Annotated in this window: 13 protein-coding genes; 11 read left to right on the top strand and 2 right to left on the bottom strand. The window is 40.2% G+C overall.

Annotated elements, in window-relative coordinates; translation table 11 throughout:
- Position 1 precedes the first annotated feature (1 nt).
- Both HQ43_RS04730 and HQ43_RS04725 read left to right on the top strand, forming a co-directional pair.
- Positions 2-1,126 carry an N-acetylmuramoyl-L-alanine amidase family protein gene (locus tag HQ43_RS04730; protein ID WP_036790425.1) on the top strand — a complete coding sequence of 375 codons (1,125 nt, stop codon included), beginning with the start codon at positions 2-4 and terminating at the stop codon, positions 1,124-1,126.
- A 33-nt stretch (positions 1,127-1,159) separates the two neighbouring features.
- Entirely contained in the window at positions 1,160-2,047 is an 888-nt protein-coding gene (locus tag HQ43_RS04725; RefSeq protein ID WP_036790422.1) for an MlaD family protein, read from the top strand.
- 152 nt (positions 2,048-2,199) lie between these two features.
- On the opposite strand, the gene HQ43_RS04720 is transcribed toward HQ43_RS04725, so the two are convergent.
- Positions 2,200-3,297 (bottom strand): phosphotransferase enzyme family protein, encoded by a 1,098-nt coding sequence (locus HQ43_RS04720; RefSeq protein WP_036790419.1) that lies wholly within the window; start codon positions 3,295-3,297, stop codon positions 2,200-2,202.
- A gap of 190 nt (positions 3,298-3,487) precedes the next feature.
- On the bottom strand, positions 3,488-3,649 hold the full coding sequence (locus HQ43_RS09875; protein WP_160216113.1) for a hypothetical protein: 162 nt from the start codon (positions 3,647-3,649) through the stop codon (positions 3,488-3,490).
- 474 nt (positions 3,650-4,123) lie between these two features.
- Here HQ43_RS09875 and cas6 point away from each other — a divergent pair, with 474 nt between their 5' ends.
- The 9 genes from cas6 to HQ43_RS04675 all read left to right on the top strand — a co-directional run bounded on the left by cas6 (position 4,124) and on the right by HQ43_RS04675 (position 13,547).
- Positions 4,124-4,795 (top strand): CRISPR-associated endoribonuclease Cas6, encoded by a 672-nt coding sequence (gene cas6, locus HQ43_RS04715; RefSeq protein WP_036790416.1) that lies wholly within the window; start codon positions 4,124-4,126, stop codon positions 4,793-4,795.
- A 9-nt stretch (positions 4,796-4,804) separates the two neighbouring features.
- Positions 4,805-5,512: a type I-PGING CRISPR-associated protein Cas5p gene (gene cas5p / locus HQ43_RS04710; protein ID WP_036790413.1), complete on the top strand. Its 708-nt coding sequence runs from the start codon at positions 4,805-4,807 to the stop codon at positions 5,510-5,512.
- The gene (gene cas8c / locus HQ43_RS04705) at positions 5,499-6,992 is read left to right on the top strand and encodes a type I-PGING CRISPR-associated protein Cas8c/Csp2 (RefSeq protein ID WP_036790410.1); all 1,494 of its coding nucleotides are present in this window, start codon (positions 5,499-5,501) and stop codon (positions 6,990-6,992) included. Before cas5p ends, cas8c begins: the two co-directional genes overlap by 14 nt.
- 12 nt (positions 6,993-7,004) lie before the next feature.
- A complete protein-coding gene (gene cas7p / locus HQ43_RS04700) occupies positions 7,005-7,925 on the top strand; it encodes a type I-PGING CRISPR-associated protein Cas7/Csp1 (protein ID WP_036790407.1) in 921 nt (306 codons plus the stop codon).
- Entirely contained in the window at positions 7,906-10,206 is a 2,301-nt protein-coding gene (gene cas3, locus HQ43_RS04695) for a CRISPR-associated helicase Cas3' (protein ID WP_052103082.1), read from the top strand. The genes cas7p and cas3 overlap by 20 nt, the downstream gene beginning before the upstream one ends.
- A 14-nt stretch (positions 10,207-10,220) precedes the next feature.
- A complete protein-coding gene (gene cas4, locus HQ43_RS04690) occupies positions 10,221-10,739 on the top strand; it encodes a CRISPR-associated protein Cas4 (protein WP_036790404.1) in 519 nt (172 codons plus the stop codon).
- Positions 10,736-11,752 (top strand): type I-B CRISPR-associated endonuclease Cas1b, encoded by a 1,017-nt coding sequence (cas1b, locus tag HQ43_RS04685; protein WP_036790401.1) that lies wholly within the window; start codon positions 10,736-10,738, stop codon positions 11,750-11,752. Before cas4 ends, cas1b begins: the two co-directional genes overlap by 4 nt.
- Positions 11,752-12,015, top strand: coding sequence for a CRISPR-associated endonuclease Cas2 (gene cas2 / locus HQ43_RS04680; RefSeq protein WP_036790397.1), 264 nt, complete (start codon positions 11,752-11,754; stop codon positions 12,013-12,015). The genes cas1b and cas2 overlap by 1 nt, the downstream gene beginning before the upstream one ends.
- Before the next feature lie 863 nt (positions 12,016-12,878).
- The gene (locus HQ43_RS04675; RefSeq protein WP_036790501.1) at positions 12,879-13,547 is read left to right on the top strand and encodes a YceI family protein; all 669 of its coding nucleotides are present in this window, start codon (positions 12,879-12,881) and stop codon (positions 13,545-13,547) included.
- Positions 13,548-13,707: the final 160 nt, after the last annotated feature.

The raw sequence follows: 13,707 nt of genomic DNA, 5'->3' as shown, positions 1-13,707 counted from the left end.
TATGACCAGATCTACTTTACTTGCACTTTTTCTCTCTTTTCTCTTTCCTTTTTTCTCCTCTTCTGTTTCTGCTCGCAATAGCAAGGGGACGTTTGTCGTGGTCATAGATCCCGGACACGGAGGCAAGGATGCCGGAGCGATAGGAGCCGTTAGTAAGGAGAAAGATATTGTTCTCAAAGTAGGACTAAAAGTAAGAGAGCTTCTACGTAAGCAGGATCCCGGCATCGCTGTTTTGATGACTCGTTCCACCGATGTATTTATCGGTCTCAACGAAAGAGCAGACTACGCCAATCGTAACCATGCCGATCTTTTCGTCTCAATACATGCCAACTCCGTAAAATCCAAGTCGGCACGAGGAATAGAAACTTATACTCTCGGTCTCGCTCGCTCGGAAGAGAATCTTCGTGTAGCGATGAAAGAAAACTCCGTTATCCTCAAAGAGGATGACTACAAGACAAAATATGAAGGTTTCGATCCCAACTCCACGGAGAGCTATATCATGTTCGAGTTCATGCAGAATAAGAACATGGAAAGCTCCATCAAGCTGGCTCAGAACGTGCAGAAGAATTTGGTTGTTGGAGGACGTAGGGTCAATAGAGGGGTTAAGCAGAATATCTTTCTGGTTTTGCGCCGTACATCCATGCCGAGCATCCTTATAGAGTTAGGATTTATATCCGATCGGCAAGAAGAGAGTTACATGAACTCCGTAGCCGGTATAGACGAAATGGCGCGTTCCATATCCTCTGCGGTGATCAAGTATAAGCAGGATTTAGATAAAAAGCTTTCCGCTCAGTCTGCGCAGTCTGCACCACAGCCGCCTGCGGAAGAGGTGAATGCTTCTACCAAAACATCTGTTCACGCAGAAACACAGAAAGCATCCGCTCCGGAAGGGGAGAAGAGATACCGCATTCAGATCCTTACTCATTCCAAAAAGATAGATCCGTCAGATGCTCGCTTCAAAGGGTATGGACAGCATCTCAAATGTTATCGGGATGGCGACCAATACAAATATACTCTTTACGACTTTGCCTCTCAAAAAGAGGCTTTGGAGCAACAAAAGAAGCTGAAGAAAGTTTTTAATGGCTGTTTTATCGTTACCTTTGTCGGAGATAAAAGGGTAGATTAGAATTATCGTTGTATTTATATTAAGCAAAACTGTATGGAAACACTCAACAAGAAGTCGCAGTTGTTAAGAATCGGAATTGTAGGACTCATTGCATTGGTCATTCTCTATTTTGGACTCAACTTCTTAAAGGGACTGAATATATTCAGTCGGGAATACGTGTACTATACCAGTCTGCAAAATGCCAAAGACGTTACCGTATCCACTCCCATCCTCATAGACGGATACCGGGTAGGCTTGGTTACGGCTGTGGAGTACGACTACAAAGACTTCACAGGTACAAAGGTCGAAATGTCCATAGATAAAAATCTGAAGATACCCAAGAGCAGCTACGTCATAGTCAAGGGTAACCCTTTAAGTGGAGCCGAGCTGGTGATTGTTCGCACCGGTACTACCGATTTTCATCAACCGGGTGAGAGGCTGAACAGTAAAGCCACAACGGATATTCTTTCTCAGTTTACCGACGAGCTTCTTCCTAAGTTGGCAGGGACGATCAACAGGATAGATACTCTTCTCATGGGTATTCATACCATTATTGACAACGGGAATATTCCCGAAACACTTGGTGAAATACATGCCACCTCTATCAACTTGAACCAAACCGTACGTACGCTCAGGCTCTCCATAGACAAGCATCTGCCCGGAATGATGACCGATTTCAGAGCCGGAGCAGCCTCCATAGCCGGCATAACATCCAAGCTCGACAGCCTCGACTATGCCGCTACTTATGCAGAGCTTCAACGTACCGTAGAGCAGCTTCATCAGCTTACCCGGAGACTTCAACAGCCCGACAATACACTCGGACTACTTCTCACAGACAAAAGGCTCTACGAACAGCTCAACCGCGTAACCCTCTCTGCCGACAGTCTTCTTGTGGACATCAAGGCAAATCCCAAGCGCTATGTGAAGTTCTCTCTCTTCTGACAACAGGAGATCGAGCTGCTCCTTTCTTAGGAACAATCTTTTAAGGATATATAAAAAACCGATTCGATTTTGGTCGAATCGGTTTTTTTATTGTCGGGACAGATAAAAAGATACCTTTGAAAAGGTCTCAAAAAGAGGATCTGTCCGCTCTATTACAGCCATTGAGCCATGAAAGCATCCATCTCTTCCGCCTTCTCTTCCAGCCTTTTGAAAAACTCAAACTGAGCCAAAGAGCGTTGCAGATTATGCTTCGGACTCTCTATCTTGTAGTAAGTATCACCATTGATATAGTCTGTCAAGAAGCGCACGGTCTGCATATAAGTAAGCAGTCTTCCGCCATAAGGTAGCAGACGGATCTCCTGAGGTGTTAGAAATGCCTGCGCACTCTCCATATATCCACGAGTGTAAGCCTCGAATATAGGCATATTGACGCCGATCTTCTTAAGCTCCGGTTCATCTTCTCTGCCGGTATTCACTGCTGTACGGATGAAGTCGCCTATATCGGAAAGAACAAATCCCGGCATAACCGTATCGAGATCCACCACGCAGAGCACCCTCTTTTCATTCTTATCAAAAAGGATATTGTTCACCTTCGTATCGCAATGGTTGGTACGCATCGTGAGCTTACCCTCTTCATACAGTCTCTCTTGAATGCACATCTTTTCGGCACGGCTTTCAAGCTCATCCACCAACCACTGTACCTCCGACAGTCTGCCCGCTTTATCCTCTTTCACTGCATCCCTTAGCTGACCAAGGCGAAACGTCATGTTGTGGAAGTTTGGAATGGTATCGCCCAACACTCCGGCAGGAATATCTGCAAGCATCGCCTGGAACTCACCGAACGCTTTACCTGCTTCGTAGGAAAGCTCCGGAGTAACAGCCTCGTAGCTCACGCTGTCCGGAATAAAGAGGCACACGCGCCAGTAGCTCTCGCCATCGAAATAATAGTTTTTGCCATCTTTGGTACGGAAAAATGTCAGCACCTTTCTGTCCAAATCTTTCTCTCCTCGCTCCGACAGTTTCTTGCGGATATGCTCCGTAACTGCAAAGATATTGTTCTGAAGCGTCTCCACATCCGTAAAGATCAGATGATTGATACGCTGTAAAATATACTTGAACTCTCCATCGGACATCCTCACTCCGAGAGTGTCATTGATGTGTCCGTTACCTACGGGCACCACTTCCACAACCTCTCCCTCGATAGGAAAATGCTGAAGAATAGACGCATAGTCGGCTCTTATATTCGTCATAAATAGAAGGGTTTATAAGGGTTTACTAAATCTTTTGTGTCCATAAACACGCGACCATAAAGATACTATTTTTTCTCCGTATCTCTTCCTGTATCTTCCTTGCAGCACTCCTTTCTGTTTTTGTTTACCATACAACACTCCCTACTACCGAAGCCCGTATCTTCTTCACGGCATTTCTTCCTGCTTTTGTCTATCCTACAACATCCCCTCTACCGAATCCCATATCTTCCTCACGGCTCTCAATCTCGCTTTTGTTTCCCTTACAACACTCGCCACTACCGAACTCCATATTTTCTTCACGGCATTTCTTCCTGCCGTATAGCCGTTCAGAAGTTCCGATAACCCTGTTCACATCTTTCGTTAAACGGGATAAAGAGTTCAAATCACGCCTTGACTTCCAAAACTCACGCCTTGATTTCTCAAAACCCAAGCCTCAATTTCCAAAAATCTACCCTTGATTTTCACACCCCATGCCCTGACTTCCGCAATTATTTACTTTTAGACCTATTTTTATTCTTGATAAAGAATATTTATAAATACGCTTACACCATTTTTTCTTCACTAAGCACCACAAGAGCACTTCTCTTCATCTCTTTCCTAAACTGTATTTTCTCTCTTTTGCGAGCTGTTATTCTCTTTATCTATTTTGTTATTAAATGATTAAGCCATTCTTTTATCCTTTCGGATAAACTTCTTGTGAAGCAAACCGAACGATCTTACAATCTTCATTATAATAATCTCATTGTTTTATGATATGGATTGGAATATTAGTATTTATTGGCTATATTTGGAGGAAATAAAATCCCCGAAATACATTTAATAATTTATGAAGATTAAATTAAGCATATCCGGAAATAATAGTTTTGTCCCTTTTGTTCATCAACCATTACTTGTTGGAACCATTCAAAAATGGTTGGGAGATAATGAATGGCATGGGAATAAATCGCCTTTTAGTTTTTCTCGACTTAGAGGAGGACGAGCGGTAAAGGGTATGAACGGAATGATGTTTGAATCCACCGGGAGCCTTATCATAGGTACTCCATACAAGGAAGTTTTAGATAGATTCGTAGATGGAATTTCTAAAGATCCAACCATGTTCAATGGCTTAGTAGTCCAAGAAATATTGGTCATGGGAGATCCTGATCTGTCAGGTTGTGATATATTCTATCCGGTAAGCCCCATTTTGTTGAAGCAAAAACAACCGGAAGGAGGATACTCTCATATTATTTTTTCAGATAAGGAAGCAGATAAGGTGCTTACAGAATCACTTCAAGCAAAACTCAGAATGGGGGGGCTTGAAGACCCTTCTGCTTATGCGGAATTTATTAGAGATAGCGGAGGGGCTAAGGGGATGCTCATAGATTATAGAGGAGTTAAAAATAAAACGAGTTGGTGTCCGATCAGAATCGTTGGTAAGCCGGAGACAAAACTATATATCTGGAATATAGGAATAGGACACTCTACCGGTATAGGTTTTGGTTGTATAACAGACAAATAGATTATCAGTATGAATACAACAGAAAAAAGCATAAATCTTGAGATCCTTCGGGATGTTCCGGAACTTACGGATAAGATTCAACTCATCTTAGAACCTCTTGTCCCTCTTTCAATGGTTTCAGAGTTCCCGGGATCTTACTATAAAACTTTGGACGTTCCAAGTAAAAAAATGCTATGCGGACTATTTGAAAATATTTTCGGATGGCATTTCAGTCCTAAGTGTAGGGAAGATATAATTAAGGAGATCTCCAAAATCAGAAAGAAGAAAGATAAAGCATATAAACACGAAAAGTATGACTATTCTTCAAGCTATAAGCCACTTCTAATGGAACATTTTGATATTCTTAAATGTGAGATAAAGTCAGAGGGTGAAGTGATAAAGTTTAATGATTTTTGGAAAAGGCAGTATAGGAGAGGGGATGCGGGAAAGACACATGTGGGTGGATGTTCCAGTATGGATTATCGTGTAATTAAAGATCTTGAAAACATTGTTAAAGATCCAAAGTTATTTGAGACAACAAAAGGATATTTCCCTACTTACTATACAACGCCAACCAATAGAGAATATGTGGATATTGGAGGTCGTTACGTGATAGATCTTAAGGTTTCACCATTTCTCAGAAAGCTCTTGCTTGGGTCTTTGGATAACAACATGGGGTATTTAGGAACAAGTGAAGGTTGGATAAATATTAAAGTTGGATATTATGAAAATAAATGAACATCCTCTCATTAAATATGCAGAAGCTCTTCTTTTATTTAGAAAAGAAAATTCTGCCGATGCAAAAACAGAGGAGCTGTCTCTTTTAGAGGAGATTAGACACTGTAAAAATCGTTTTCGTCTAATGCCTAATGAGGCTTGGGAAGGAAAAGAAGACGTTCCTTATGACTATATTGCAAAAGAGAAAGGAAATACGGAAAAGGGAGTGTTCCTTTCTCCTAGCATTATGTCTACTGATATGCTTGCTGGTAATGTGTGGAAGAGTCTGAGTGCATACGAAGCGACCTTATGTGAGTCAGATTGTGATCTTGAAAAGATGAAGGAGGTTGTGATGTCTGAAATACCTCTTGCCGGAGAATTTTTGGGGTTTACTGAAAAAGGAGGAATAACAAGAAGTAAGCCTAAAGCTTCTATCAAAGAGAAAATCTTGGGTACCATAGCGACTACGACTGATCTGAAGCCATGTTGTCAGCACGAAGGAAGTAACTTTTGTATTATACCTGATCTCTCTGCTGAGCGAATGCTTGACTTCATATATGTTTTTGATAGAATGATGAGACAGAGAACAGAGGGATTATTTAAGGGAAGAGTAATCAAGAATAAACCCAAACGTCCGCTTCTGTATCGTGGAAATTATCCCGGAGCACCGAAAAGTTTTGTGATGAATGGAATATCTTTACTCGCCGCATTGGGAGAAATGACAAAGGATTCCGAGTGCTCCATTCGGGCAGAACGTGTTTTAGACGCTCTCAAATCTGCTGATATTTATCTGATACAATATGGGGATGCAAAGCCATTTTCGTATAATCATTATATTATAGAATTGGCGAAGCAAAAGCAATTGCGTGGCATAGTTGATGGGATGTATTACTCCAGACTTTACAAGTGTGGAAAAAGAATAGCACAGAAGTCTGTTAGTATTGAATATGAACGTTTCGATTTTGCGTTGTCTCGTTTTTTACACTTGTTTAATTCCTCATCTTTCAAGGATTTTATGGTATTTAGAGCAGAATATCCTGTTAGTGCAGAATTATTATTTAATACATATTTTATAAGGATAAAAAAAATGGATCAGAAAGTAGTGGAATCGGCAAAAAGCCTTGGACAATGGCTAAATAAAATAGCCTCTAAGGTAGCTTTTAAGGAGCTGGAAAAAACCAAAGGTTCTCCAAACTATTGGCAAAAGTGGGAAGAGATAAAATTTAAGACCTTAGTTGAGTTAGAAAGTTCGATATTTTCAGCTAAAAATGGTCCTGCCATGATTGCTCAAATCTTGACAAGGGCTGGTCGAATTTCAAATACAGATGCTCCTTTTGAAGCTTCTCTGTTTATTGAAAATACAATTATTGGAAACATCCCATTGGATAGTGCCAAGGATATTCTTATAGCTTTTTCTCGAATAAAAAGTGAAAAGCAGTCAATGGAGCAAGAAGACATTGATGACGTGGAAGATGATAGTGAAGATCTAAATAACGCATAAAAAAGAAATGAGATGAATATTACAGGAATTTTGGTGTCTATAGTAGCACCCTTTGAAAACCATATTGCTAATGGTGGAGATAAGCTGTTGGGTAATGCTAATTCTATTAAAAGAAGACCCGACGGTAGAGTCTATGTTAGTGGACAAATGCAGAGACATGTTTTGTTTTCCGCAATGGATAGGCTTAATATGGTAGATCCGGAAAGAAAAGATACTTTTCTTTCCAATGCTGATGGTATTACTTCTTTGGTCGAAAAAGACTTGCGTGCTGATCTTGGAGGTTTTATGAATCCTAGTAAAGGAGGATATACAGATCGACGTATTGCACCTCTTTCTGCAACTTATGCAGTCTCTCTAAATGAAAGTAATGTGGGGAGAGATTTATTGGTGAGGATAAAGTATGACGCCAATGCCAAGGAACAGGCTATGGCGACTAAAGAGTTCAGTGAACGGGATTCTATGTTGATGAATTTTCATTTGGATGTAAGTGCTCTAAGTATATCCAAATTATTTAATTATGAAGAAACATTAAATGTTGGAGTTAAATACGTCAAGCATGCGACCGAGCAAGAAAGAAAGAGAAGAGTAAAGCTTTATCTGGAAGCAACCAGAATGATGAATGACTATGCAAATCAAGCAAGAAATGCTATTTGTGGGGAACCGGAAAAAGTATTTATTGTTTTTGATGAACATTTGAGTAGAAAGGCTATGAGATATTTTAGTGCTGATGAGCAAGAGAGAAAGAATATTATAGCCGAACTGGATAGTAGAAATGCAAAGTATTTTATAGGAGACGATAAAACAGAGAATAGCGTCAATAAAGCATATAGTGACGCACTTGCTTTCTTAGAAGCAAATAATCTCTTTGATCCTTCTGAAAAAGATGAGAGGGGAAATGAGATTATAAAGAAATATGAAGACATATTCAAATAGGGTAAATATATCAGAGGAAAAATCCAAGATTTTGGCTAAACCTTCGGGAATCACATTAGAGGAACATACCTCTAATGTGGTTCGTGAAGGAGAGACTATTATTGCCATATTGCCGGCGACTAAGGAGAAATATCATAGCTTTAGTGGAGAAGATTTCTCCAGAAGATTGGAGTGGGCTTGTAGACATCATGACGAAGGAAAGAGAGAAAAGTGTTGGCAACAAGCTTGTTGGAAAGACTATGAAAACTTTGTTTTGTGGTTAAAAAAGGAACAGACTAAATCTTTTTCACAGTACCAATTAGAGAGAGGAACAGAAGTAGGAAAAAATCTCCGTATGGTGGGAATCCGTCACGAGATTTCTTCCATAAAGTCCGTTCAGAAAAAATTTCCTCTTTGGCTTAAGGTCGCCATTGGAGCACACCATGGAAAATTGGGATTTCGATATGAGGAACGATGGAAACAAGAGGCAGGAAAGGAGATTTGGATAGAGTTCTTGAAGGAGTCTAATAATATTTCAGAATCAGGTGATACTGAAAAATTAGCAATAGAGCATTATTGTTATGCAGGTCCAAGAGGTCTTTTAAGATTAGCCGATCACAGAGCGAGTGCAAGAGAAGAAGGTTTGGATGTTGTTGATATTTCTTCTTTTGAGTATTCCTTTCCCTCAAATTGGGAAAAACGCACTGTCCAAAAACTTGTAGAGACAAATTGGAAGAAAGACTTTCTTTTAGTACGTGCTCCCACAGGGGCAGGAAAAACAGATGCTGCTTTACTATGGGCTTCCAAACAGATAGAAAATAAGAGAGCCGATCGATTGGTGATTGCAATGCCAACCCGGTTTACATCTAATGCTTTAGCTATTAACATTTCTAAGACACTTTCTGATACAGGGTTGTATCATTCGACATCGTGGCATGTAAAGTATCAGAGTGCTGTAGAGATGGGACATTCTAATGTGCAAAAAGAGCGAATGACTCACCAATTAGCTAGGTATTTAGCTACTCCTATAACTGTCTGTACTATAGATCATCTGTTAATGGCATTAACACTGAGTCGAGAAGATCATCATCTTATTGCTTTTAATCTTGCTAATTCTTGTTTGGTGGTAGATGAAGTGGACTTTTATGATGATTTCACACAAGCAAATATTAGAGTTTTGTTAGAACTTTTGAGCTATTGGAAAGTTCCTATTCTCATGATGAGTGCTTCTCTTCCAGACTCAACTCTTTCAGAATATCGTGAACTTGGATATTCTAATGCAGAGCTTATTGAAGATGATTCCGATTATCAAAGGGTCAGATTTTTTATAAGAGACATCCAGAAGAGAGAGGGATTGGAGAACATTGAGAATACTTTACAAATAGCATTGGAGAAGAAGACTGCTATTATTTATGCCAACACCGTAGATAGGGCAATAATGTATTACGATTGGTTTAGGAGTAGAGGGGTAGGAGTAGAGGATGTTGTACTGTATCATAGTAGATTTTCAGAGCCGGATAAAAAGAAAAAGGAGGAGCTTCTAATAGAGATGCTTGGGCGAAATGCTTGGGAAAAAGGAGAGGCAAAAGGATTTGCTATTCTAACCCAAATAGGAGAAATGAGTATAAATATAAGCTCTGATATTATGATATCGGATATATGTCCGATAGATAGACTTACTCAGAGAGCGGGGCGACTCTGTCGTTTTGATAATAATAAGATAGGAGAACTTTATATTATAGTTCCTCTAAAGAATGGTTGTATGTACCCGGCTCCCTATGGATCTTATGACAACAAAACAAAGAGTTGGAAAGCTTGTGATGCACTAACAAGTACAATAGATCTGATCTCTAAAGATTGTTATTCTGCGCAAATGCTTATTGATTTGGTCAATAAGGTATATTCAGAAGAACGTAGATATTCATTTGAAGCACAAGATAATGCAAGAAAATTGAGAAATTCATTTCGAGATAATTGGATGATCAATCCCATGAATAATCCGGAGAAAGAAGATACAAACAATGATTTCTGGAAGTCTCGTGATATATCTCCACAAGAGACTGTTTATGTAGAACGTCCTCCTAAAAAGTACTTTTCTTCACGCATGGAATTTGAAATATGGAAATTGTCTCATTCGGTAGATATTCCCATATACATGTTTGAAAAAGGAAATAAAACTCATATGATAAGTCAAGAAAAGGTTGTCATAGGAGAGCAAGATCTGAGTATTTTTGTTGTAAATACAGGTTTTTATTCTTTTGAAAAGGGTATAGATCTAAAGGAGTCAGATGTCTTTTTATAGTCTGTTGGATGTCAATGTTTATCACCGGTACTCATTTCAACTACTATTTAGTCTGTCACAGAAAGCTGTGGTTATTCTCTTCCGGGATCACTATGGAGCATACATCGGATCTTGTGTACGAAGGAAAGTTGATTCATGAGAATAGCTATCCGCAACGATCCTTGCGGTACGAGGAGTTGGAGCTTGATGGCATAAAGATAGACTACTACGATGCTAAAAACAAAGTGGTACATGAGATAAAGAAATCGGATAAAATAGCACCTGCGCATAGGCTTCAGCTTCTTTACTACCTCTATGTCCTCGAGCAGAATGGAGTGGTCGGTGCAACCGGGATATTGGAATATCCGAAACTCAGACGGCGCGAGGAGGTTTTGCTAACGGATATGGACAGAGAGCAGATACGGGAGATTGGAGAAGAGATAGAAAGAATAATAGAGAGTAAAGAGTGTCCTCCTGTGATATCATCTAAGATATGTAAGAATTGCAGCTACTACGATTTTTGTTTTTCCGGGAAAGAGTCAGAGCAGTTATGAAGAAAAGTTATTATCTATTCAATCCGGGAGAGTTGTCAAGGAAGGACAATACTCTTCGCTTTACTCCCATCGAAGAAGATGGCAATGGTATTGAGCATTTCGGACAGCCCCGATACATTCCGATAGAGGGCATAAACGATCTTTTTGTCTTTGGTTCTCTGAGGGCAAATAGCAGTTTATTCAACTTCCTTGGACAGAATGGCGTGGATGTGCACTTCTTTGACTATTATGAGAACTACACCGGATCTTTTATGTCAAGAGACGCTTTGCTTTCCGGTAAGATGTTACTGGCACAGACCAAAGCTCATCTGGATTTTGAGAGACGCCTGTCGCTTGCCAAAAAGTTTATAAAAGGAGCTGCTTTCAATATGCAGAAGAATCTCAGCTACTACAATAACAGAGGGAAAGATGTGCAGGATATCATAGATCAGATCGCGGCTCTTGCTTCACATTTGAATGCTGCGGACTCCATCGAAGCCGTTATGGGCATCGAGGGAAATATCAGAATTGCCTACTATGAGGCTTTCAATACCATCATAGATCATTTTGAAATGGGAGCAAGAAGCAAGCAACCACCCAGAAATGAAGTGAACGCCCTTATCTCTTTTGGTAATATGATGTGCTACTCCCAGTGTCTGAAGGCGGTACATCAGACGCAACTCAATCCCACCATCAGCTTCCTCCACACTCCCGGAGAGCGACGATACTCTCTCTGCTTGGATATCTCTGAAGTCTTCAAGCCGATACTTGTGGATAGGACGATATTTAAGGTTTTGAACAAAAGACTCATTCAGGAGAGACATTTCGATAGAAAGCTGAACAGATGTGTTCTTAATCCAAACGGGAAGAAGATTTTTGTTCAGGCTTTTGAGGAGAGACTTTCCGAGACCATCAAGCACAGAAGGTTGGGGCGTTCCGTCAGCTATAAACATTTGGTAAAGTTGGAGTGTTACAAACTGGCAAAAGATCTGCTTGATATAGAGGAATACGAACCATTTAAGATGTACTGGTGATGTATGTGATCTTGGTATATGATGTGGGAGAAAAGCGAGTGGCAAAGATGCTGAAGCTGTGTCGGAAATATCTCAACTGGATTCAGAACTCCGTGTTTGAGGGAGAAATCACTGAAGTAAAGCTTCTCGAACTCAAAATGGAAGCGTCTGATATAATGGACGAAGAGGAGGACAGTGTTATCATCTTTTCCTCCCGACAGCACCGCTGGTTGGAAAAAGAGATAATAGGAAAAGAGAAAGCCTCTGTGGATATCTTCTTATGACACGGCTCAATGTCTGTTTCTGCTCCTCTTTTACTCTATTATTGTAGTTTTCGGAAAGGGATTGCAGGTGTTGATTCTCATAGAATAATAAATCTCCGAATGCTATTATGGTTTTCTGTTATCGGATTTGCTCAGCTTTTTATTCTGGATTATAGACTTTTAGATAGCTTTTGCTTTCTGTTTTTATCTGCTTTTCTCGTAAATTTGAGAGTATCAATTGAACTTTAGCGGAATTAAAACTTCCTTGCTTACCATTTGAGTTATAATTATTTCTACTTTCAATTGTACCTAAGGGGAATTAAAACTAATCGAACAGGTTCTTTATTACTCATTTTGTTGCTCTATCAATCGTACCTTAGTGGAATTAAAACACGGTTAGGTTGTCTGGTAGGGAACTGATCTGCGTTCTATCAATCGTACCTTAGTGGAATTAAAACAAACAAGATGAGTATTAAGTTTAAGAAAGGGAATGACTATCAATCGTATCTTAGTGGAATTCAAATGCAAGATATGCGTTCGTTGCAAAAGTTCTTCTTGCTCTATCAATCGTACCTTAGTAGAATTAAAACGCAATCTAATCTGTAATCCTGAAAAGCTCCACGCCAATATCAATTGTACCATACAGAATTGAAATGGAGAGAGGGTAATATCTTTATGATTGCTTTAATTCTTCTTGACTATACCCTCAACAGCTCCAAATTTTTCCTTGAATCCCTTTGATCGTGTTTGCAAGGCTGCTTTTATCGGTGTTTTCATCCCAACATCAAGATGTTTAATCTTTTAGAGCTGTGAAGAGAGTATTTTTGTACTTTTGTATGACCATATTTGAGAGTGGTATCGGTATCTCTAAAAATGGGAATAGTATGAAGTTAAGACAGATATTTTTTGTGGTAATCTTTCTGTTCGGATTGCTTTCCTGCTCCGGAAACAGGCAGGCGAGCAAGACTTCCGAAGCGGTGCCTGTGGAGGCTATGTCGGATATGGCTTCCTCTGTAAAGAGCCTGGCGATAGATGCGGATGGCAGCGATGTCAAGTGGACCGGCTATAAACCGACCGGTAAGCACTGGGGGGAGGTGAAGATAGCGAGTGGAGAGATCCGGATAGACCCTAAGACTCTTTTGGTACTTGGCGGTAAGATTGTGCTCGATATGAATAGCATAGAGGTGGACGACTTGGATGATAACTCTCCGGATAAGGTCAAACTGGAGACGCATCTGAAGAGTGAGGACTTTTTTAACGTGAAAGAGTTCCCGGAAGGTCTCTTTGAAGTTACCGGCAGTGAGCCTATCGAAGGCTCTAAAGCTCAGATGTTGTCCGGTAATCTGACCCTGAAAGGGGAGACGCTGAATGTCTCTTTCCGTGTAACCGTAACCAAAGGAGGTGAGGGCGAATATGAAGCCATGAGCGAAACCATCGTATTGGATCGTACAAAGTGGGGGATTAACTATGCTTCCAAAAACATCTTCAAGGATCTGAAAGATAACTTTATTGATGACCATTTCGAGGTTGTTCTGGAGATAGAAGCAAGATAGACTTTGCGGTAACCACTTTTAGTGAGGAGAAAAGAAATAGCGAGGAGAGTGTTTAAGATTTTTGGACACTCTCCTCGTTTCTGCTTCCTGCCGGGTCGGACTCTTTATTTTTATATATTCCATCCCATTTATCAGCCCGGATTTCCCCTGTTTCTATTTG

The organism is Porphyromonas canoris (genome assembly GCF_000769115.1).
In the GTDB taxonomy this organism is placed as follows: Bacteria; Bacteroidota; Bacteroidia; order Bacteroidales; family Porphyromonadaceae; genus Porphyromonas_A; species Porphyromonas_A canoris.
The sequence above is the reverse complement of the archived record's forward strand: the minus strand, read 5'-3'. Positions and strand labels throughout refer to the sequence as shown.